This window comes from Desulfobacteraceae bacterium, assembly GCA_022340425.1.
Classification (GTDB): domain Bacteria; phylum Desulfobacterota; class Desulfobacteria; order Desulfobacterales; family JAABRJ01; genus JAABRJ01.
On the sequence record JAJDNY010000055.1, the window covers coordinates 1 to 19,886 of the forward strand.

The 19,886-nt window shown below is 65.6% G+C and carries 18 protein-coding genes; 11 read left to right on the forward strand and 7 right to left on the reverse strand.

Features of this window, described 5'->3' with window-relative positions; all coding sequences use genetic code 11:
• Both LJE63_05120 and LJE63_05125 read left to right on the forward strand, forming a co-directional pair.
• A partial coding sequence (locus LJE63_05120) for a translational GTPase TypA (GenBank protein MCG6905986.1) occupies nucleotides 1-355 on the forward strand: 355 nt, incomplete at its 5' end.
• A gap of 74 nt (nucleotides 356-429) precedes the next feature.
• Nucleotides 430-2,199, forward strand: a complete 1,770-nt coding sequence (locus LJE63_05125) for a L,D-transpeptidase family protein (protein MCG6905987.1) — start codon at nucleotides 430-432, stop codon at nucleotides 2,197-2,199.
• Here the strand turns inward: LJE63_05125 and LJE63_05130 are convergent.
• Complete coding sequence (locus tag LJE63_05130; protein ID MCG6905988.1) at nucleotides 2,162-2,686, reverse strand: DUF882 domain-containing protein; 525 nt, start codon at nucleotides 2,684-2,686, stop codon at nucleotides 2,162-2,164. The genes LJE63_05125 and LJE63_05130 overlap by 38 nt on opposite strands.
• Nucleotides 2,687-3,026: 340 nt before the next feature.
• Here LJE63_05130 and LJE63_05135 point away from each other — a divergent pair, with 340 nt between their 5' ends.
• Entirely contained in the window at nucleotides 3,027-4,187 is a 1,161-nt protein-coding gene (locus LJE63_05135) for a hypothetical protein (GenBank protein MCG6905989.1), read from the forward strand.
• On the opposite strand, the gene LJE63_05140 is transcribed toward LJE63_05135, so the two are convergent.
• Complete coding sequence (locus LJE63_05140) at nucleotides 4,174-5,376, reverse strand: aminotransferase class I/II-fold pyridoxal phosphate-dependent enzyme (GenBank protein ID MCG6905990.1); 1,203 nt, start codon at nucleotides 5,374-5,376, stop codon at nucleotides 4,174-4,176. The genes LJE63_05135 and LJE63_05140 overlap by 14 nt on opposite strands.
• Nucleotides 5,377-5,629: 253 nt before the next feature.
• Here LJE63_05140 and LJE63_05145 point away from each other — a divergent pair, with 253 nt between their 5' ends.
• From LJE63_05145 to LJE63_05155, 3 genes are read left to right on the forward strand one after another with little or no spacing between them, the layout of a single operon-like run.
• Nucleotides 5,630-6,361 (forward strand): ABC transporter ATP-binding protein, encoded by a 732-nt coding sequence (locus LJE63_05145; protein MCG6905991.1) that lies wholly within the window; start codon nucleotides 5,630-5,632, stop codon nucleotides 6,359-6,361.
• Nucleotides 6,358-8,928 (forward strand): ABC transporter permease, encoded by a 2,571-nt coding sequence (locus tag LJE63_05150; protein MCG6905992.1) that lies wholly within the window; start codon nucleotides 6,358-6,360, stop codon nucleotides 8,926-8,928. Before LJE63_05145 ends, LJE63_05150 begins: the two co-directional genes overlap by 4 nt.
• A gap of 1 nt (nucleotide 8,929) precedes the next feature.
• Entirely contained in the window at nucleotides 8,930-10,075 is a 1,146-nt protein-coding gene (locus LJE63_05155) for a carotenoid 1,2-hydratase (GenBank protein ID MCG6905993.1), read from the forward strand.
• Nucleotides 10,076-10,094: 19 nt separating this feature from the next.
• On the opposite strand, the gene LJE63_05160 is transcribed toward LJE63_05155, so the two are convergent.
• From LJE63_05160 to LJE63_05180, 5 genes are all read right to left on the reverse strand, one after another.
• Nucleotides 10,095-10,898 (reverse strand): alpha/beta hydrolase, encoded by an 804-nt coding sequence (locus tag LJE63_05160; GenBank protein MCG6905994.1) that lies wholly within the window; start codon nucleotides 10,896-10,898, stop codon nucleotides 10,095-10,097.
• A gap of 37 nt (nucleotides 10,899-10,935) precedes the next feature.
• Nucleotides 10,936-11,421, reverse strand: coding sequence for a metallophosphoesterase (locus tag LJE63_05165; protein MCG6905995.1), 486 nt, complete (start codon nucleotides 11,419-11,421; stop codon nucleotides 10,936-10,938).
• Nucleotides 11,422-11,495: 74 nt separating this feature from the next.
• Nucleotides 11,496-12,380 (reverse strand): amino acid ABC transporter permease, encoded by an 885-nt coding sequence (locus LJE63_05170; GenBank protein MCG6905996.1) that lies wholly within the window; start codon nucleotides 12,378-12,380, stop codon nucleotides 11,496-11,498.
• Between the two features lie 47 nt (nucleotides 12,381-12,427).
• Nucleotides 12,428-13,264 (reverse strand): transporter substrate-binding domain-containing protein, encoded by an 837-nt coding sequence (locus LJE63_05175; GenBank protein ID MCG6905997.1) that lies wholly within the window; start codon nucleotides 13,262-13,264, stop codon nucleotides 12,428-12,430.
• 68 nt (nucleotides 13,265-13,332) lie between these two features.
• Complete coding sequence (locus LJE63_05180) at nucleotides 13,333-14,145, reverse strand: amino acid ABC transporter permease (protein ID MCG6905998.1); 813 nt, start codon at nucleotides 14,143-14,145, stop codon at nucleotides 13,333-13,335.
• Between the two features lie 508 nt (nucleotides 14,146-14,653).
• Here LJE63_05180 and clpS point away from each other — a divergent pair.
• From clpS to LJE63_05205, 5 genes are all read left to right on the forward strand, one after another.
• Nucleotides 14,654-14,968 (forward strand): ATP-dependent Clp protease adapter ClpS, encoded by a 315-nt coding sequence (clpS, locus tag LJE63_05185; protein MCG6905999.1) that lies wholly within the window; start codon nucleotides 14,654-14,656, stop codon nucleotides 14,966-14,968.
• Nucleotides 14,968-17,205: an ATP-dependent Clp protease ATP-binding subunit ClpA gene (gene clpA, locus LJE63_05190; protein ID MCG6906000.1), complete on the forward strand. Its 2,238-nt coding sequence runs from the start codon at nucleotides 14,968-14,970 to the stop codon at nucleotides 17,203-17,205. The genes clpS and clpA overlap by 1 nt, the downstream gene beginning before the upstream one ends.
• 89 nt (nucleotides 17,206-17,294) lie before the next feature.
• Entirely contained in the window at nucleotides 17,295-17,999 is a 705-nt protein-coding gene (aat, locus tag LJE63_05195; protein ID MCG6906001.1) for a leucyl/phenylalanyl-tRNA--protein transferase, read from the forward strand.
• Between the two features lie 27 nt (nucleotides 18,000-18,026).
• Nucleotides 18,027-18,356 carry an HIT domain-containing protein gene (locus tag LJE63_05200; protein MCG6906002.1) on the forward strand — a complete coding sequence of 110 codons (330 nt, stop codon included), beginning with the start codon at nucleotides 18,027-18,029 and terminating at the stop codon, nucleotides 18,354-18,356.
• A gap of 407 nt (nucleotides 18,357-18,763) precedes the next feature.
• Nucleotides 18,764-19,886: AAA family ATPase (locus LJE63_05205; protein ID MCG6906003.1), on the forward strand; the 1,123-nt coding region annotated here is incomplete at its 3' end.

A 19,886-nucleotide genomic window follows, 5' to 3' on the forward strand; every position in this document is an offset into this window, starting at 1 on the left:
CAAGGCCGTGGCCTATGCGCTGTTCAACCTCGAGCCTCGCGGCCAGATTTTTATCGTGCCGGGATGCCCGGTCTACGAGGGCATGATCATCTGCGAGCACAACCGTGAAAACGACATCAACGTCAACCCCTGCAAGGAGAAGAAGCTGACCAACATGCGGGCCGCGGGAAAAGACGACAACGTGATTCTCTCACCGGTCAAAGCGATGACCCTGGAGCGCGCGATTCACTTTATCCGCCGCGACGAGTTGGTGGAGGTGACCCCCCAGAGCATCCGGCTGCGCAAGGCCGTTTTGACGGCCCAGCAGCGCTACCAGCAGCGGGGGGTCCAGCTCAAAAAGGAAAACGGCCTCTGAGCTCCTGGGGGGTCAGCGGCGACGGCCCTTGGGGCCGGCCGCTAAACCGGAAATGGATTGAAATGAAACATCCCATGAGTAAATCATTCCGCGTCTTGATGACGCCGCTCATCCTGGCGGCCGCTATGCTGGCGTCCGCTGCGGCCGCTGCCGTCGACGGCCAGGACGTGGCGACGGTCTTGCGCGATGTGCTGGGGCGCTCGGAAGACAGCCGCAGCCTGTGGGTCGGCTGCGAGCGCATCCATGCCGGCGGCGATCTGGTCCGGTTTTACCGTGAGCGCGGCTTTACCCCGGTCTGGGTCCATTCCGGCGCGCCCAGCCCGCAGGCGCGGGAGTTCGCGCGGGTTCTGGCCGATGCCGGCCGCCACGGCCTGACCCCGGCCGACTATCACTACAGCTGCATCCGCGAATGGCTGGCCTATTTTCGGCGCGGCGGCGGCGACCAGGATCCGGTCAGCGACCGGGCGCTGGCCGGCTTTGACATCGTGATGACCGACGCCTTTATCACCTTTGCCTTCCACCTGGCGGGCGGCAAGGTGGACCCCGAGACCATCTACCCCCAGTGGGTGGCCCGCAAACACTCGCTAGAAGTGATCGAGGTGCTCGCCGCGCTGGACAGCCACGGCAGCGTCGATCAGCTGCTGGCGGCGCTGATGCCTGCGCACCCCGATTACCAGCGGCAGGTGGCCGCGGCCGAAGATCTGCGCCGCATTGTGGATGCCGGCGGCTGGCCCAGCTTGAACCCCGGAAAAACCTTGCAGCGCGACGATTCCGGTCCCGAAGTTTTAAGGCTGCGCGAGCGGCTGGCGATCAGCGGCGATCTCAGGGACCGCGGCCAGCGGGAGGTCGAGTTTGACGCCGTTCTGGCCGGGGCCGTCGCCCGCTTTCAGCGCCGCCACGGGCTGGAGCCGGACGGGGTGGTCGGGCGGGCCACCCTGCGGGCGCTGAACGTCAGCGCCGATCAGCGTCTGCGGCAGCTGCTGCTCAACCTGGAGCGCTGGCGCTGGATCCCCCATGACCTTGGCCGGCGTTACATCCTGGTCAATGCCGCCGATTTTTCGCTGGTGGCGGTCGAGGACGGCGCGCTGCGGCTGGCGATGCGGGTGATCGTGGGCGAAGCCTACCAGAGGACCCCGGTTTTCAGTCGGGAAATGCGCTACTTGGAGATCAACCCGTACTGGAACGTGCCCGACTCGATTGCCGTGGCCGAGTATCTGCCCAAGATCCGTCGGGATCCCGCCTACGTGGCCGCCAACCACTTCCAGCTGCTGGCCGACTGGCGTTCCGACAGCGCCGTCATCGATCCCTTCGGGGTTGACTGGGACGCGGTCTCAGCCGATCGCTTCCCCGGCCGGCTGCGTCAGCTGCCCGGTCCGTGGAACGCCCTCGGGCGCATCAAATTCATGTTTCCCAATCCCTTCAATGTCTACCTGCACGACACCCCCGGGCGCGGCCTTTTCAACCGCCGGCAGCGGGCCCTCAGCCACGGCTGCATCCGGTTGGAAAAGCCCCTGGAGCTTGCGTCCTTCGTGCTGGAGGGGACGCCGGGGTGGGACCTCCCCGCCATCCGGGCGGCGGTCGACGGCGGACTGCGGCAAACGGTGCGCCCGCTGAAAGGCTGCACGGTGCACTTGCTCTACTGGACCGCGTGGGTGGATGCGGACGGAACGGTGAATTTCCGGGAGGACGTCTATGAACGCGACGGGGTGTTGTGGGCGGCGCTGAACCGTGAGCCCCTGGAACAGCTGGGCATCCCCCTGCGGCTGCCCGGTGCGGCCGAGGACTGGGCGCAGGTGGCCGAGTTGCCTACCAGGAGCGAACCGGCCCCACATCGACGTGAATAAAATCGTCGTAGCGGCCGACCCCGCCGGCCTTCAGCCGCTGGGCGGCCTGGTGGATGCTGGTCAGGGGAACGCCCTCCAGGCGAATATCGGCGGCCATGCCCAAGAGGTGGTAGCTCTTCTTGGCCACCTGGCTGCTCTTTTGGCGCAACAGGCGGTTGTAGTCTTCGGAGCGGAACCCCGAGACGAGCTCAAAGCGGCGGCTCTGGGCGCCCAGGCTTTGGCGCAGGCGGTCCAGGAGCAGGTATAGGTCCGGGTCGATGGGGTGCACCTGATTGGTGTGGTGGCAGCGAAAGAAGTGATTCAAGCGCCTGAGGGCTTTGGGTTCGAAGGCGCCGCGGCGGTCGAGGTATCGGATTTTGAGGGCTTCCTCGGTGTGGAGGTTGTAGAGCGCTAGGCGCCCCGAGCAGGATTGCGGCGGCAGGGCCGCGCGGGCCGTCAGGGCCGCAAGGGGTGCCACACTGGTCGCCATCGCGCCGGCGATCAGCATTTTCAGGGCTTTGCGGCGCGTGAGGCCGCCGGGACCGGGTCCAGGTCCTTGATGGACGCAATTCTCCTTGTCTGAATGCATAGGCAAGCTCGCTAACCGGGGATCTTCGGGGTTGGGGGATTTTAAGGACAGGCTGTATTTCATTTCGCTTTAAAAATCAACTGCCGATTTTTTCCGGCGGGGCTTTGCAGCGCCTCTGTTGCTTACCCCCTGCTATCGTCCGGTTTTCACCCGGGCTTGAGGGCTTGGCTTAAAAAACCGTGGCGCCGGCCGCCTCCCGTCGATCCCGCGCCGCCCCGCCGGCGGGGGCGACACCTGCCGCAGTACCCCGGAGAATGTTATGCCGCTTTACGATCTCAACGAGTTTCTGAGGCTCTCGTCGGGCCTCAACTACAACCTCAGCGCCGCCAGCTTGAACCGCTACAACATCCTGACCTTCATCATCCGCGGCCAAAAGCTGGATCCGGACGAAAAGGCGGACCGCGATTACAAGGCCATCGTCATGGAGGCCCTGAGCTATCTGTTCGCGGCCTTCGGTCAGAAACGGCGGCGGCTGGGCCCCATGGCGGTCCTGCACCCCCTGCGGGCGACGGCCCTCTTTGCGCGCTCGGAAAACACCCTGAACCCCGTCGGGCTTCTGACGGCGCTCTTTCACGACATCTTAGAGGACGTGCAGTCGACCGATTTTGCCGGGCCCCGCTGGCGCCACCTGGAAGCCCAACTCTACGCTCTCCTGGAGCGCCTGCCGCCGGCGGCGGAGGAGACCCTGATCCGGCGCCTGGTGCATCTCACCCGCCGCAGCGACGAATCCTATTTTCACTACATCGGGCGCCTGCTGGAAAATTCCCGGGGCGACCTGGAAACGGTCCGCGTGAAACTCGCCGACCGGCTGGACAATACCCTGGATATGCACATCGTGATGCAGGACCCGCTGGAGGGCATCGATTTCTTCGAAACCCTCTTTCAGCTTCTTTTCGTCAACAATTTCGGCGGCTACCGGCCCGACCAGGCCCACAACCCGCCGCTGGCGCTAAACGGCGCCAAACGGCTCTACCAGCTTTTCAAGAACGCTGTGCTGCTGTCGCTGATCCGTCAAAACGGCGTGGTCCGGGACGACCCGGTGGCCGAGAACATCTTCGACGCCCTCTGTGCCGCCAGTCTGAAAGAAGCCCAGCGCAATTTCATGCACGTGGTCGGCTACCATTTCACCGATCTTCGCCAGCAGCGCGCGCTGCTCCTGGAGGTCATGCACTACTGCCAGGGCGGCGGCAGCGAGCGGGTCACCCTGCCCGACGAGCACCATATTCTGGACGGCCTGTTTTCGACCTACTTCGGTCTGGAGGTCAAGCCGCTCCGCGACCAGCGGCTGGACGAACTCTACCGCAACAAGCCGCTGATGATCTCGGCGGCCATCGCCTTTATCGTGGTTTTTCTGAGCTTTTTGAACGACCAGCGCTATTTCGTCAAGGGCGTCAGCAGCGAGGGGATCAGGCCCTTTTAGGGCCGTCGCGCATGGCCTGCTCTAAATCGGCGATAATGTCCTGGGGGGCCTCGAGCCCCACCGACAGCCGGATGAGGCCGTCGGAAATCCCGGCGGCCTGACGCTCCGCCGGCGAGTAGGTGGCGTGGGTCATGGATGCCGGATGCTGGATCAGGGTCTCGCAATCCCCCAGGCTCACCGCCAGGGTGCACAGGCGCAGGCGGTCCATCACCCGCTTGCCCGCCGCCAGGCCGCCCGTGATTTCAAAGGCGACCATGCCGCCGAAGGCCCGCATCTGGCGCTTGGCGATGGTGTGTCCCGGGTGGGAGGCGAGACCCGGGTAGAAGACCCGGGCGACCTTTGGGTGGCCGGCCAGCCAGCGGGCGATGGTCAGGGCGCTTTCGCTGTGGCGGTGCATGCGCAGGGCCAGGGTCTTGATCCCGCGCAGCACCAGCCAGGCGTTGAAGGGACTCAGGCAGGGGCCGAAGAGATGAGTGTAATCCTCCCGGATGCGCGCGGTCAAGGTGCGGCTGCCGGCGACGACGCCGCCGATGATGTCGCCGTGGCCGCCGAGGTACTTGGTTGCCGAGTGCACCACGGCCTCGGCCCCCAGCGCCAGCGGCCGCTGCAGCAGCGGGCTGGCAAAGGTGTTGTCGACGATCAGGGGAATGCCGTGGCGCCGGGCGATGCCGGCCCAGAGGGAAATGTCGACGATGTCCAGGGTAGGGTTGGCCGGGCTCTCGATGAAGAGCAGGCGGGTCTGGGAATCGATGGCCGCCGCGATGGCCGCCGGATCCTCGAAGCGCGCCGCCGGCAGGAAGCGCGTCGTGATCCCCCAGCGCTTCAGCCGGCTGTTGAAGAGCGCAAAAGTACCCCCGTAGAGGGTCGCGGCGGCCACGAGGTTTTCACCGGGCGCAAGCAGGCTCATGACCACGGCCGCGATGGCGGCCATGCCGGAGGCGGTGGCGACGGCGTCTTCGGCGCCTTCCAGGCGCGCCACTTTCTCCTGCAGCAGGTCGACGGTGGGATTGCCCATGCGGGAGTAAATATAGCCCTCCGCGGAGCCGTCGAAAAGGCCGGCGCCGTGGTCCACGTCCCGGAAGCGAAAAGTCGAGGTCATGTGGATCGGGGGGACCAGGTCGAGGGTGGGCAGGGGGGGCGTGCTGCTGCCGTGGACGGCTTCGGTTTCGGGCGACTGCGGTGGGTGCATTCAGACCTCCGTTCCTGATGGCGGCGCTTTTGCTTTTCAGACCGTCATCGTGCCTGTGGTGTTGATCAAACCAGCGACTGCCTATGGATGAAGAACCGATAAGTCAAAAACCAGACGGTTTCGAAAAAAGTTCAATTTACGGCGCGCAAATCTCAGCGGCGTGCGGCGTACACATTTACGCCGCAGCGACTTCGAGATGCAGCGCAACGCAGAAATTGGGTTTTTTGCGGAACCGACCTATAGATAGGGCTTTATGGGTCAGAAGGCAAACACCAAAACGCCGACAGGGCAGGGTGCGGCCGGTGCCGCACTGATCGCCGCCCTGGGGCTGACCCGCGTCTACAGCCTGGGGGCCACCCCGGTGGTAGGGGTCGACGGTATCGACCTCCAGATCGGCGCCGGGGAGCTGGTACTCCTCAAGGGGCGCAGCGGGTCCGGCAAAAGCACCCTGATCTCCCTTCTGGCCGGTCTGGACCGCCCCAGCGGCGGAGAGCTCAAGGTGGCCGGTCACGACCTCAACCGGGCGACCGCCGCGCAGTTGACCCGCTTCCGGCGGGAGATCGTGGGGGTGGTCTTTCAATCCTTCAACCTGCTGCCCACCCTGACCGTTCTGGAAAATGTCAGCCTGCCGGCGCTTCTGGCCGGCCGGTCGTTTACGGCTACCCGCAGGCGGGCCGAGGAGCTGCTGGTCTGGCTGGGCATGCGCGGCCGTCTGGACCATCTGCCGTCCCAGATTTCCGGGGGCGAGATGCAGCGAACGGCCATCGCCCGGGCGGTGGTCAACGACCCGGCGATTGTCCTGGCCGACGAACCCACCGGCAATCTCGACAGCCGCAGCGGCCAGGCGGTGCTGGAGCTGCTGGTGGATCTCAACCGCCGCTGGGGGCGCACCGTCATCATGGCGACCCACAGCACCATCGCCGACCCGGCCGCCACTCGGCAGATTCACCTCCAGGACGGCCGTATTCTCGACCCGGCCTCATGATCCGTCTTTTCTGCCACCTATTGCATGTCTTCAGCCTACGCCATCTCTTGCGCCACCGGGCGCGCACCCTGGCGGTGGTGGCCGGGGTGGCCCTGGGGGCGACGGTTTTCACCAGTGTGCGGCTCTCCATCAACGCCGCCGTAGGGGCTTTCGACCGCAGCATGACCCTCATCGCCGGGGCCGCCGACCTGACCCTCGCTGCGCCCGGCGGGCGCGTGCCGGAAACCCTCCTGCCCGCGCTTTTGCGGGACCCGGCGGTGGCGGCGGCGTCGCCGTTTTTGAGCGCCTATGTCGCCCCGGCGGACCCCGCCAGGGCGTCCTTTCTGCTGATCGGGATCGACCCGATCCTGGACCGCAGCTTTCGTGCCTGGGAGGCCGGTGGGGCCGAGGATGCCCCGGCCGAGCTGTGGGCCGATCTGATCGCCGTTCCCGGAAGCCTGCTGCTGGCCGAGCGGCTGGCGCGCGAGTTGGGGGTGAGCGCCGGGGACGCGCTTTCCCTTGCCAACACCCGCACTACGGCCCCTTTTCGGGTTCTGGGCCGGATGACCCTGCGGGGCCTCGCCCTGGTGGAGGGCGGGCGGGTGGCCGTCACCGACATCGCCACCTTCCAGGAGTTTGCCGGGGTTTTCGGCGCGGTGGACCGGATCGACGTGCGGTTCAAGCCGGGCCGCCAGGGGCTCTCGCTGGACCTGCCGCCCGGGGTGCGGGCCCTCGCGCCAAGCCAGGCCCGGCAAAGCGGCCAGGCGATGATCCGCGCCTACCGTCTGAACCTCTCGGTCTTGAGCTTCGTCTCCCTCTTCGTGGGCATGTTTCTGGTCTACAGCCTGGTGGCGTTGAATGCCGCCGCGCGCCGCCCCGAGCTGGCGACCCTGCGGGCTCTGGGCGCCGCCCCGCGATTGATATTTCTCCTTTTCCTGGCCGAAGGCGCGCTTTTCGGCGTCGCCGGCTGGCTGCTGGCGCTGCCGGCCGGCGCCCTGATGCTGGGCCATCTGCTGCCGGGCATCGCCGGGACGATTTCGACCCTTTTCGTGCGGGTGCAGGTGGACGGCCTGCAGCTGGCCTTCTGGGAGCTGGCGCTCTCCTTTCTGATGACCGTGGGGGTGGCGGTTCTGGCCGCCTGGCAGCCCGCCTGGGAGGCCATGCGCGTCGCCCCGGGTGAAACCCTGCGCACGGGCCGCGAGGCCGGCAACCGTCGGGGCGCCGCGGCCCGACGTCTGATGGGGGCGGGCGCGGCGGCCATCGCGCTGGTCTGGCCCCTTTCACGGGTTCCCGCAGTGGAGGGCTTTCCGCTGTTCGGCTACGCGGCGACCTTTCTGCTCTTTGTGGGGTTTTCGCTTTTCTCCCCGTGGGGGCTTCAGCGACTGGGTGCGCTGGCGGCGCCCTTGCTGCGGCGTCTGGGCGGCCAGCCCGGCTACCTGGCGGCGCGCTATCTGCGGGATACCGGTACCCGCACGGCGATCTCGGTGGGCGCCCTGATCACGGCGGTCGCGCTCTTCACGGCGCTGGTGGTGATGGTCAACAGTTTTCGCACCACCGTCGAGCTGTGGGTGCACCAGACCGTCAGCGGGGACCTCTTCACAGCCGCCCGGATGGCCGAGATCAACGACTATCGCGACCCGCTGCCGTTGGCGACCACCCGCTGCCTGCAAAACCTGGCGGTGCCGGCCGACCGGGTGGGGTTCCGGCGCATTTTTCTCGAGCACCGCTCGGTGCCCTACCAGTTCGAGGCCATCGATTTCGCCCCTTTCCTGGCCAAGGGCGGGTTTTTTTGGCTGCAGGGGGACCCGGTTCAGGGGCGGCGCGATCTGCTCGCCGGCCGGGGCGTCGTGATCTCCGAGGTCCTCGCCAACCGCAGCGCCACCCGGGTGGGCGACCCCTTCGAGGTCCACATCGGCCCCGCTTTTCTGACGGTGCCGGTGGTGGGGGTAATCCGCGACTACCGCACCCGGGGCGGGGTGGCATTCTACTCGCTGCCCCATTTTTTCGAGCGTTTCGGCGACCACCGCCTGTCGGGCATCCGCTTTTTCCTGCACGTACCCGGGGCGGATGGCGAGGCACAGGTTCGCCGGCTGCAGGCGGACATCCTGCGGGAATGCGGGGACGCCCTTGACACCATCAGCGGCCGTGAGCTGCGCGGGGCGATTCTCGAGATCTTCGACGAAACTTTCGGCGTCACCACCCTGCTGCTGCTGATCGCGCTGGTCGTGGCGGCCTTGGGAATCGCCACCACGCTCACCCTGCTGGTGCTGGAGCGCTCCCGGCAGCTCAACACCCTGCTGGCCGTCGGGGGCAGCCCGGGCCAGATTCGGGCCATGATTTTCTGGGAAGCGGCGCTGATGGTGCTGATGGGGGAGGCGGCCGGCCTGCTCTGCGGGTTCTACCTCTCCTATCTGCTGGTATTCGTCATCAATCGCCAGTCCTTTGGCTGGACCTTTTTCTACCACGTGGACTGGGCTGTGCTGACCCTTTCGATGCCGCTGATCTTCCTGGCGGCGCTGGCGGCGGCGCTGCCGGCCGCACGCCTGGTCCTGCGGCAGTCTCCGGCCGCCCTGCTGCGGGAGTCGTAGCATGAAAACGGCGTCGTGGTGCAGACTGGTGGTGGCGGCGGCGGGTGTGCTCTGGCTGGGGCTTGTGGGCGGGGCGGGGGGGTTGCGCGCCGATTCCGGGGCCTATCCCGCCATCAGCGGGCCCTGCGATCTCGCGTTCCCGCGGGACCACGGCCCGCACCCGGCCCACCGCACGGAGTGGTGGTACTACACCGGCAACCTGGAGAGCGACAGCGGCCGCCGCTTCGGCTATCAGCTGACCTTCTTCCGTTCGCGGCTGCGGCCCGCGGACTCCGGCGGAAGCGTCGCGACGGCGTCGGCCTGGCGCACCCCGCACCTTTTCCTGGCCCATGCCGCTGTGTCGGATCCCGCCAGCGGGCGGTTCTGGTACGCCGATCGCCTCTCGCGCGCCGCCCTGGGCATGGCCGGCGCCAGCCGGGCGGGGGGCAGGGTGCGGTTGGTGCTGGGGGACTGGTCGGCCGAGCTCCAGCCCCGGGCCCATCGCCTCAAGGCGGCCAGCGATGATTTCCGCCTGGACCTGACCCTGGTGCCGGCCAAGGCGCCCGTCGCCCACGGCGATCGGGGATACAGCCCCAAGGGGCCCGCCCCCGAGCAGGCCAGCTGCTACTACTCGTTCACCCGGCTTGAGACCAGTGGCCGGCTGGAGGTCGGCGGCGAGCGCTGGCAAGTCAGCGGTCTGAGCTGGATGGACCATGAATTCAGCTCCGCTCCCCTGGCCGGCGGGCTGGTGGGTTGGGACTGGTTCAGCCTGCAGCTCTCAGACGGCAGCGAGCTGATGCTCTATCTCCTGCGCCAGGCCGAGGGCGGCTTCAGCCCCTCATCCGGCGGGACATTCGTGGCGCCGGATGGCAGCTCCCGGCGGCTTTATGCGGCCGATGTGGTTGTCACCGCCCTTGCCACCTGGAAGAGCCCGGCCAGCGGGGCGCTTTATCCGGCCCGCTGGCGGGTGCAGGTGGCGCCTCTGGCCCTCGATCTGACGGTCACCCCCACCATGGCCGCCCAGGAGCTCCAAACCCCCGAAACCACGCGCGTGACCTACTGGGAAGGCAGCGTCGACGCCGTCGGCCGGATCGGACGGAAGCCTGCGCAGGGCCGAGGGTTCGTTGAGCTGACGGGCTACGCCCGGCCCTTCGACGCCCCTCTTTGACGCTGCCGGCCGGCGGCCTTTAAACCGAAACTCGGCCCACCAGCCCCTTGACCGCCTGCAGGTAAGCCTCCAGGCCGCGCAGAAAAATATCGTTGTGGTTGGCGGCCGGGATGGGCAGGAGGGTTTTGTCGGCCGCCGGCGAGGCCTCGAAGAGTGCCCGGGCGTCGCCGAAGGGGATGATGTGGTCACGCTCGGCGTGGATGATCAGGGTGGGGCGCCGGACGGCGCGCATCATGTCGATGTTGTCGAAGACCCTCAGGTTTTGGGCGCCGATTCGGGCGGTGTCGACCCCCAGGAGACGCAGCAGCGGCTCGGCGTAGGCAAACCCGCTTTCGACGATCAGGCCGGCGATGGCATCGCCGTGGCGGGCGGCCAGTGCCAGCGCCGAAGCGCTGCCCAGGGAGCGCCCCATGGCCAGCAGGGGGCCGGTCCAGCCCTGGCCCTCCAAATAATCCCGGACGAAGGCCAAAACCGCCTGGGCATCCGCCATCATGGAGCTGACCGTCGGGCGGCCGCCTGAGCGACCGTAGCCGCGGTAATCCACCGCCAGAAAATTGATCCCCAGCCGGGCGTAAAGGGGGCCCAGATCGTCGTAGTCGGCCACGATTTCGCCGTTGCCGTGGAAGAAGAGCAGGGTCGCGGCGGCTGCGCCGGCGGGGTGCAGACGGGCGCCGAGGGAAACTTCGGGGGCCACCGGGACCGTCAGGTCGAGACTGCCCGTCGGTGGGGTCGCGCCGGGGGGCTCGGGACGCGGGTGAAAGAGGTGTTGTAGAATTTCGGGGCGGTCCAGGGGGTCGTAATTGACGGATGCGGAATGGGGCATTGTAAACCTCCGGGGGGTAGTGGCGTGAGGAAGGTGTTCATTCCAGAGACACCCAGCGGTGGGAGATGTGGCCGTTCTCCAGGAGCACCAGGGCGAGCGAGGCGGGCTGACCGCCGCGGGGCAGGGCGGCCGAGCCGGGGTTGAGCAAGAGGACGCCGGCGCGGTTCTCGGCCGCCGGCCGATGGGTGTGGCCGCTGATCACCAGGCGAATGTCGGCCGCGGCCGGGTCCAGGTCGAGGCTCATCAGGTCGTGGAGCAAATAGACCTGCAGGCCGCCCAGGGTCACGATTTCAGCCGACGGCAGGTCCGCCGCCCAGCGGCCGCGGTCCATGTTGCCGCGCACGGCCACCAGCGGCGCCAGACCCTGAAGGGCCTGGAAGACCGCCGGGGTGTCGATGTCGCCGGCGTGCAGGATCACATCCACCCGCCCCAGGGCGCCGACCGCCGCCGGCGACAGATGGCCGTGGGTGTCGGAAATCACGCCCAATAGAAGGCGGCGGCGGTTTTTGAGGGCGGCGAGCATGGGGTTACCTCCGTGACCGGGTGCTGTTGCGGCGGCGACCGGCCCGTTGACCGTTTTTTCCGGTCCCTGGGGCCTCAGCGCTCCCGGCGATGCAGAACGGTTTCCAGACGCGCCAGGGCCAGGGAGCAGGTCAGCGTCAGCAACAGGTAGAGTAGGGTGACCGTGATCCAGACTTCGAAGGTCATGAAGGTCGCCGACATGAGCTCCATGCCCTGAAATGTGAGCTCCTGGATGGAGATCACCGAGACGATGGCCGAGTCCTTGATGGTGGAGATGAACTGGCCCCCCAGGGGCGGCAGGATGCGCCGCATGGCCTGGGGCAGGATGACGTGGCGCATGAGCTGCCAGCGCCCCATGCCCAGAGCACGGCCGGCTTCCCACTGGCCGCGCTCGATGGACTGGATCCCAGCGCGGACGATTTCGGTGATATAGGCCCCCTCGAAGATCGCCAGGGTGATCAGGGCCGAGAGAAACGGGGCGATCAGATCGGGCGGCGCCAGGAGGAAGGCCAGCAGCGCCTGGGTGGCCGGAGAGCTGCCGCGCACGAAATCCTCCACCCCGAGGATCGGCATGATCTGGTCGCTGACGAAATAGTAGAAGATGAAAATCAGGACCAGGGGCGGCAGGTTGCGGCAGATTTCAACATAGCTGCGACCCATCAGGCGGTAGAAGAGGCTGTGGCTGACCCGGCAGAGCCCCATCAGCAGGCCGATCAGGCTGGCCAGGAGGGTACCCCAGATGCTGAGCCGCACGGTGTTGAAAAAGCCCTGCATCAGCAGGTTGGGCACCCAGCGGGCGGCCTCCGGATCGTAGCGAAAAAGAAACTGGGGCAGAACGCCCCAGTTCCAGTTGTAGTGCAGACCCACCTTGACGCGGTAGGACAGGTAAAGACCGGCGGCCGCCAGCATAAGGAACACCACCAGATCCAGCGGCGTGATTTTGCGCTTGAAGATGACCAACGGCACGTCCTGTCAGCGGGCGGCGATAGGTGTTTTCATCGAGGCCTTTATTTTAAAAGCGTCTCCCAGTCCTTGGTTTCGAACCAGTAGTGCTTGCGTTCCTTGAGCCAGCCTTCAGCGGTCACCAGACGGATCCAGTTGTCGAAGAAATTCAGGGTGTCGTGATCGCCCTTGCGCACGGCGAAGCCGATGGGCTCTTTGGTGAAGTTCTCGGCCAGCGGCATGAAGAGCGTGTCGGGGTGCTCCACGGCGTAAAAGGCCGGGGTCGGGGCGTTGCCCACGGCCGCGTGGACCCGGCCGTTGAGCAGCTCCTGATAGACCTGGGCCTCGGAGTCGAACTGGCGCAGTTCGGCCTGGGGCATGAACTTCTGGGCGGCCATGACCGAGGTGGCGCCGAGCTTGGCCGCCAGGATGACCTCCGGGCGGTTAAAGTCCTCCAGGCTGCTGAAACCTTTGGCCTTCTCCTTGTGCGCGACCATCGACATGCCGGTGTAGTCGTAGGGAATGGTGAAGTTGACTTTGAGGTTGCGCATGGGCAGAATGCCCATGCCGCCGATGATCACGTCGAACTTGCCGGTGATCAGGGCCGGGATGATGCCGGACCATTTGGTGGGCACGAACTCGACCTTGACGCCCATATCCTTCGCCAGGCGGGTGGCCACGTCGATTTCAAAGCCGACCAGCTGGCCGGTCTTGTCTTTCATCGCCCAGGGGACGAAGGTGTCCATGCCCACCCTGAGCGAACCGCGCTTGAGCACCGCTTCGATGGTGCTTTCGCTGGAGAGCTTTTGTTGCAGTTCACCCGCCGAAGCCGCCGTGGCGGCGCCTAATAGGACTGCGGCGGCGGCCAGCAGAACGGTGGCGCGCATTACCCGTGTTTTCATCGTTGCCTCCTTCCGTGATCGTTGATGTGTCAAGTGAACCATCCGCCGGCCGGACCGGGCAATGGTGCTCAGGTCCTGATTTGCAGACGGGCCTCCATAAAGTTGACCACCGCGGACAGGGCGATGGTGATGATCAGATAGACCGCCGCCACCACAAACCAGACCTCGAAAACCATGAACGTCTCGGAAATGATGGCCTGACCCTGCATGGTGAGGTCGTAGATGGCGATGGTGCTCACCAGGGCGGAGTCCTTGACCAGCGAAATCGCCTGGCTGGTAAGGGGCGGCAGGACCCGGCGCAGCGCCTGGGGCAGGATGACCAGCCGGTAGCAGTAGAGGGTTTTGAGGCCCAGGCTGCGGGCGGCTTCCCACTGGCCGCGCTGGATGGAGACGATTCCGGCTCGCAGAATTTCAGATGCGTAGGCCCCTTCAAAGAGGCTGAGTGCCAGTACGGCCGAGGTGAAGCGGCCGAGCCCCACAATGGGCGCAAGCACGAAATAGATGAAGAAAAGCTGCACCAAAAGCGGGGTGTTGCGCACGATTTCCAGGTAGGTGCGGGCCACGAAGCGGGCCATCAGGGAATCGGAAAGGCGGAAAAAGGCCGTCAGCAGCCCGATTCCAAAGGCCAGCACGAGGCTCACGGCGGTGATCTGAAGCGTGACCAAAAGGCCCGTGATCAGCGGGCCGGCGATCAGGCGACCCTCCTGCAGGACGAAGAAATAGCGGGGAATCTGATACCATTGCCAGTTGTAGCCCAGCTGCTGCGATCCACGGGCGATCAACCAGACGAGGACCGCGACCACCGCCAGAAACTTGAGGCTGTCGCTGAGGGTTTGACGGGTCGGTTTGAAACCGGCCCTGGTTCCTGTGTTATCGGCCACCGGCATTGTCTCGGGTCTCAGAGCGTCATCTTGAAACCCCCCGTTGAAGGGTCGCAGCCAAGGCCGCCAGGGGGTATTAGGCCCTATTCGGGGGTGGGCCGTTGGGCGTGGCAACCTCTTTAGGGCGCGTCCGGGAAACCGCGAAATATCATAGGCCGCCCGCATCGAAGCCGCCGGAACCCACTGTGGCCGGGGGGTTGCTCCCGCCGACCGTTAGCGGCCAAAAAACTAACATCTCCCTCCGGTCTTGTAAAGGGGTGCCGGCACGCCGGCACCAGCACCGCTGCGCGGTGGCGCCCGGCCCTTTTCCCGGGCGACTCTTTACAACTTCAAAAACCGGTGCTTATTATATTAAAAATGAATCAACGGCCCGAGCCGGACACGCCCCGCCGGGAACCGGGCCAAAGCTTCTGCAGCCGGGGCGACGGCGGGGGGCAGGACGCACCAACCGCTGCTTTTCCCGCCGGATCTTGCCGGACTTCGGGCAGCGACCTTCCGAGGAGGGGACATGAGTGCCAGCAATCCTGAGATGGAGGAGGGGGTGGCCACCGAAAGCCGTGAAGAGGTGACCGAGCCACCTTTGTACAAAGTCCTCCTGCACAATGATAACTACACCACGATGGAATTTGTGGTGGAAATCCTGATGCTGATCTTCAACAAGCCTCCCGAGGAAGCCGCCCGCATCATGCTCAACGTGCACCACAACGGCATCGGCGTCTGCGGCGTCTACACTTTCGAGGTGGCCGAAACCAAGGTGGACGCCGTTCACAGCATTGCCCGCGAAAAAGGATTTCCGCTCAAGTGCAGCATGGAGAAAGAATGATGATCAGCAAAGAACTGAGTGCCACATTGGGATTTGCCGTACGCGACGCCAAAAAGCGGCGCCACGAACACGTCTGCCTTGAGCACGTGCTGTTTGCGATACTGCACGACTCCGAGGGCATCGACATCATCGAGAACTGCGGCGGCAACGTCGAAACCCTGAAGACCGAGCTGGAGACGTTTTTCAGGGAGCGCATGGAGCCCGTCGCCGAGGGCACCGAGTACGTCCTGCAGCAGACCATCGGCTTTCAGCGGGTGATCCAGCGGGCGGTCAACCACGCCCGGTCCGCCGAGAAGCCGGAAGTCGTGGTGGGGGACATCCTGGCCTCGATCTTTCAGGAGAAGGACTCCCACGCCGCATTTTTCTTGCAGTCCCAGGGGATTTCGCGCTTGGATGTGCTCGAGTACATCTCCCACAGCCTGACCAAGCCGGCCTTCGATGACGGCCCGCCGCGCTCGTTGAAGCAGGAGCCTGGGGAGCAGAAGAAAAAAACCGACCCGCTGGAGGCTTTTACCGTCGATCTGGTGCAGCGGGCCGCCGAGGGTAAAATCGATCCCCTGATCGGCCGTGAGCTGGAGCTCGAGCGCACGCTGCAGGTGCTCTGCCGCCGGCGCAAGAACAACCCGGTCTTTGTGGGCGACCCCGGCGTGGGCAAGACCGCCATGGCCGAGGGGCTGGCCACCCGGATCTTCGAGGGCCGCGTCCCCGAACTGCTCAAAGATGTCCGCATCTACTCTCTGGACCTGGGCGGGATGCTGGCCGGCACCAAGTTCCGCGGGGATTTCGAGCAGCGCCTGAAAGGGGTCCTGGCCGCCCTGCAGAAGGAAAAGGACGCCATCCTCTTCATCGACGAGATTCACACCATCGTCGGCGCCGGGGCCACCAGCAGCGGCTCCATGGACGCTTCCAACATTCTCAAGCCGGCCCTTTCAACCGGGGAGCTGCGCTGCATTGGCTCCACCACCTACGAGGAGTACAAAAACCACTTCGAGAAGGACCGCGCCCTGTCGCGGCGCTTTGAAAAAATCGAGATCGCCGAACCCTCGGTGCCCGAAACCGTCCAGATCCTGCGCGGGTTGAAGTCGGTTTACGAGGAGCACCACGGGTTCGTTTACACCGATGCCGCCATCAAGGCCGCCGCCGAGCTTTCGGCCAAGCACATCAACGACCGCTACCTGCCCGACAAGGCCATCGACGTGATCGACGAGGCCGGCGCCTTCATCCGCTTGAGCGGCAGCCCCAACCGCCGCAAGATCCACACCGCCGACATCGAAAAAATCGTCGCCAAGATGGCGCGGATCCCCACCCGCAGCATCTCGGCTTCCGACAAGGGCAAGCTGGAGAACCTGGAGGCGCGGATCCAGGGGGTGGTCTTCGGCCAGGACGATGCCATCCGCTCCCTGGTGACGGCCATCAAACGCTCACGGGCCGGGCTGCGCACCCCGGGCAAACCGGTGGGCTCCTTCCTGTTCACCGGCCCCACCGGTGTGGGCAAGACGGAGGTCGCGCGCCAGGTGGCCGCCAAGCTGGGGGTGCACTTCATGCGCTTCGACATGAGCGAGTACATGGAAAAGCACACGGTGGCGCGCCTGATCGGCGCCCCCCCGGGTTATATCGGCTTTGACCAGGGCGGCCTGCTGACCGACGGTATCCGCAAACACCCTTACAGCGTCCTGTTGCTGGACGAAATCGAAAAGGCCCACCCGGACCTGTTCAACATCCTGCTGCAGGTCCTGGACTACGCCACCCTGACCGACAACAACGGCAAGAAGGCCGACTTCCGCAACGTGATCGTCATCATGACCTCCAATGCCGGCGCCCGCGAGATGAGCGCGCGCACCATCGGCTTCGGTGAGGACAAAAAGGACACCGCCAACAAGGGGCACAAGGCCATCGAACGCTATTTCAGCCCCGAGTTCCGCAACCGTCTGGACGGCATCATCAACTTCAACGCCCTGACGGTGGCGGTGATGGAGCGCATCGTGGACAAGTTCATCGACGAGGTCAACGGCCAGCTGCTGACCCGCAAGGTGGCCCTGACCCTCTCGGATGAGGCGCGCACCTGGCTGGCCAAGAAGGGCTACGATCCGATCTACGGGGCCCGACCTTTGGCGCGCTTGATCCAGACCGAAATCAAGGACGCCCTGGCCGACGAGATCCTCTTCGGGCGCCTGGCCAAAGGCGGCGGGGTTCTCGTGGAGATCGAAAAAGACCACCCGAGCTTCGTCTTCTCCTGAAACGGGCCGGTTTATCGCGGATTCCGATTTGCAACGACGCAGGCCACCTCCCCCCAAGGGTCGGTGGCCTGGGTTGTTTGGAGCGCCCCATGCCGGTCTTCCTGCTCTCGCAAAAGCTGATCTTTCCCCCGCCGCGGCTGGCACGACGGGACGGGCTGCTGGCCATCGGCGGCGACCTTCGCCCGGAGCGGCTGCTGTTGGCCTACCGGATGGGGATATTTCCGTGGTTTACGGCCGGCGAGCCGATTCTGTGGTGGTCGCCCGACCCGCGCCTGGTGCTTTACCCCGGGGAGCTCCGGCTGTCGCGTTCGTTGCGGCGCAGCATCAGGCGCGGGGTTTACCGGGTCACCGCCGACCGGGCCTTTGAGCGCGTCATCCGCGAGTGCGCCGTGGTGCGCCTGGAAAGGGGCGAGCCCACCTGGATCGTGGAGGAGATGGCCACCGCTTACTGCCGCCTGCACCAGGACGGTTACGGCCATTCCATCGAGGTCTGGCAAAAGCGGCGGCTGGTGGGCGGTCTTTACGGGGTCTCCCTGGGGGGCTGCTTTTTCGGTGAATCGATGTTTTCCCGGGCGCGTGACGCCTCCAAAGTCGGCCTGGTGGCCCTGGTCGACTTTATCCGCAAGCATCGGTTCACGATCATCGACTGCCAGGTGACCACCGCCCACCTGCTGTCGCTGGGGGCCCGCGAGGTACCCCGCGACCGTTTTTTAAGCGACCTGCAAAAGGCCCTGGCCGCCCCGACCCTGCGGGGTCCCTGGCGCCTGGAGGCCCCGCAGGGCGGCGCTTTCTGACCGCACCGAAAGGAGGAACACCCCGCCATGACCAGCGACTGTCTTTTTTGCAGGATCACCCGGGGGCAAACGGACACCGAATTTCTCCTGGAAAACGAGACCCTCGCCGTCTTCCGCGACATCCATCCCCACGCCCCGGTGCACCTGCTGATCGTGCCCAAAAAACACATCCGCAGCATCAACGACCTGACCCCCGGGGACGGGCGGATCGTGGCCGACTTGATCCTGGCGGGCCGCGAGATGGCCCGGCGGACGGGGATCGCGGAGTCGGGCTACAAGCTCTTTTTCAATGTGGAGTCCGGCGGCGGCCAAGTGATATTTCATCTGCACCTGCACCTGGTGGGGGGCTGGCGTTAGGGTCGCGGCAATAAATTATTCCAAAATATGGCACCGGATTTTGGTTCGTCACCAAGGCACATTCGTTGGTGCATATCGGGATATGTTCCGGCGGATGTAACGCCGGTGAGGGACCAAAAGACAAGCAAGATGTGGAATTATTTCTTGCCGAGGCCCTTAGGTGCAGCGGCCGGATAACGGTTGATGAAGTGGTAAAAAGTAAATAACCAGACAGTTTTGTAAAAAGGCCAAGTTACGGCGCGCAAATCTCAGCGGCGTGAGGCGTACTTATGTACGCCGCAGCGACTTCGAGATGCGGCGCAACGCAGAAATTGACATTTTTAGGGAACTGTCACGGTTGAAAAGCCGGCCCCGCTTCCCTTATAGTGGGGCGGCAACCGGCCGCCAACCCCCACACGAGGGTGTGCATGTACACGACCTACTTCGGTCTCAAGGAAAAACCTTTCAAGCTGGTGCCCAACCCGGCTTATCTCTTTCTGAGCCGCAGCCACGAGGAGGCCCTGGCGCATCTCGCTTACGCCCTGGCCGAGGGGGACGGCTTTCTGCTGATCACCGGCGAGGTGGGGACCGGCAAGACCACCCTCTGCCGGGCTTTCCTGGAGCGCCTGGAGCCTTCGGTGGAGGCCGCCCTGATCTTCAACCCGCGCCTGGATGCGGTGCAGCTGCTCAAGGCGGTTAACGACGAGTTTGAAATCGACGCCTCGGCCGACACCGTCAAGGGTCTGGTGGATGTCTTCAACGCCTTTCTGCTGAGCATGTGGGCCGCGGGCCGCAAGGTGGTGGTGTTGATCGACGAGGCCCAGAACCTCAACCGCGAGGTCCTCGAACAGCTGCGGCTGCTGTCCAATCTGGAGAGCACCCACAGCAAGCTGCTGCAGATCATTCTGGTGGGCCAGCCGGAGCTGGAAACCCTGCTGGCGACCCACGGCCTGCGCCAGCTGCGCCAGCGGATCAGCCTGGCCTGCCGGCTGAGGCCGCTTGGCCTGGAGGAGACGCGGCGATACATCGCCCACCGCCTGAGCCTGGCCGGCGGAAGTATCGCGGAGCTTTTCTCGCCGATCGCCATCAGGATGATTCACCGTTTTTCAGGCGGCGTCCCGCGGCTGATCAACATGGCCTGCGACCGGGCGCTGCTGACGGCCTTCGGGTCCGATCGGCCCCGGGTTTCTGGGCTTGTCGCCTGGCGGGCGCTGGGCGAGATACGCTTTGAACCCGGTGGGCGGCGGCCCCTGGGCGGGTGGGCGCGGCGCCTGACGGCGGGGCTGGCGGGTGCACTCCTGCTGACCGGCCTGGTGGTGGGGGGCGCCTATCTGGGCGGCTGGCAGCAAAGCGGCGGCAGTCCGCCCCAGGCAGCACCGCCGGTGCCTGAACCACGTCGCGTGGCGGTGGCCAAGCCGCCGCAGCAGCAGCCTCCGCCGCCGCAGCTGGACCGCCAGGCGCTTGCCGCGCGCCTCCAGGTGCTGGATCCCACCGGCAGCCGGCGGGATGCGCTGGCGGCGACCCTGGCACGCTGGGGCGGGCCGGTTGAGA

What these genes read in the sequence shown, in the direction of transcription:
- LJE63_05175 (MCG6905997.1), bottom strand. Translation starts at nt 13,264, where the DNA reads ATGAAAACACGGGTAATGCGCGCCACCGTTCTGCTGGCCGCCGCCGCA.
- LJE63_05150 (MCG6905992.1), top strand. Translation starts at nt 6,358, where the DNA reads ATGATCCGTCTTTTCTGCCACCTATTGCATGTCTTCAGCCTACGCCAT.
- LJE63_05140 (MCG6905990.1), bottom strand. Translation starts at nt 5,376, where the DNA reads ATGCACCCACCGCAGTCGCCCGAAACCGAAGCCGTCCACGGCAGCAGC.
- LJE63_05130 (MCG6905988.1), bottom strand. Translation starts at nt 2,686, where the DNA reads ATGCTGATCGCCGGCGCGATGGCGACCAGTGTGGCACCCCTTGCGGCC.
- LJE63_05155 (MCG6905993.1), top strand. Translation starts at nt 8,930, where the DNA reads ATGAAAACGGCGTCGTGGTGCAGACTGGTGGTGGCGGCGGCGGGTGTG.
- LJE63_05145 (MCG6905991.1), top strand. Translation starts at nt 5,630, where the DNA reads ATGGGTCAGAAGGCAAACACCAAAACGCCGACAGGGCAGGGTGCGGCC.
- LJE63_05135 (MCG6905989.1), top strand. Translation starts at nt 3,027, where the DNA reads ATGCCGCTTTACGATCTCAACGAGTTTCTGAGGCTCTCGTCGGGCCTC.
- aat (MCG6906001.1), top strand. Translation starts at nt 17,295, where the DNA reads ATGCCGGTCTTCCTGCTCTCGCAAAAGCTGATCTTTCCCCCGCCGCGG.
- LJE63_05165 (MCG6905995.1), bottom strand. Translation starts at nt 11,421, where the DNA reads ATGCTCGCCGCCCTCAAAAACCGCCGCCGCCTTCTATTGGGCGTGATT.
- LJE63_05200 (MCG6906002.1), top strand. Translation starts at nt 18,027, where the DNA reads ATGACCAGCGACTGTCTTTTTTGCAGGATCACCCGGGGGCAAACGGAC.
- clpA (MCG6906000.1), top strand. Translation starts at nt 14,968, where the DNA reads ATGATCAGCAAAGAACTGAGTGCCACATTGGGATTTGCCGTACGCGAC.
- clpS (MCG6905999.1), top strand. Translation starts at nt 14,654, where the DNA reads ATGAGTGCCAGCAATCCTGAGATGGAGGAGGGGGTGGCCACCGAAAGC.
- LJE63_05160 (MCG6905994.1), bottom strand. Translation starts at nt 10,898, where the DNA reads ATGCCCCATTCCGCATCCGTCAATTACGACCCCCTGGACCGCCCCGAA.
- LJE63_05125 (MCG6905987.1), top strand. Translation starts at nt 430, where the DNA reads ATGAGTAAATCATTCCGCGTCTTGATGACGCCGCTCATCCTGGCGGCC.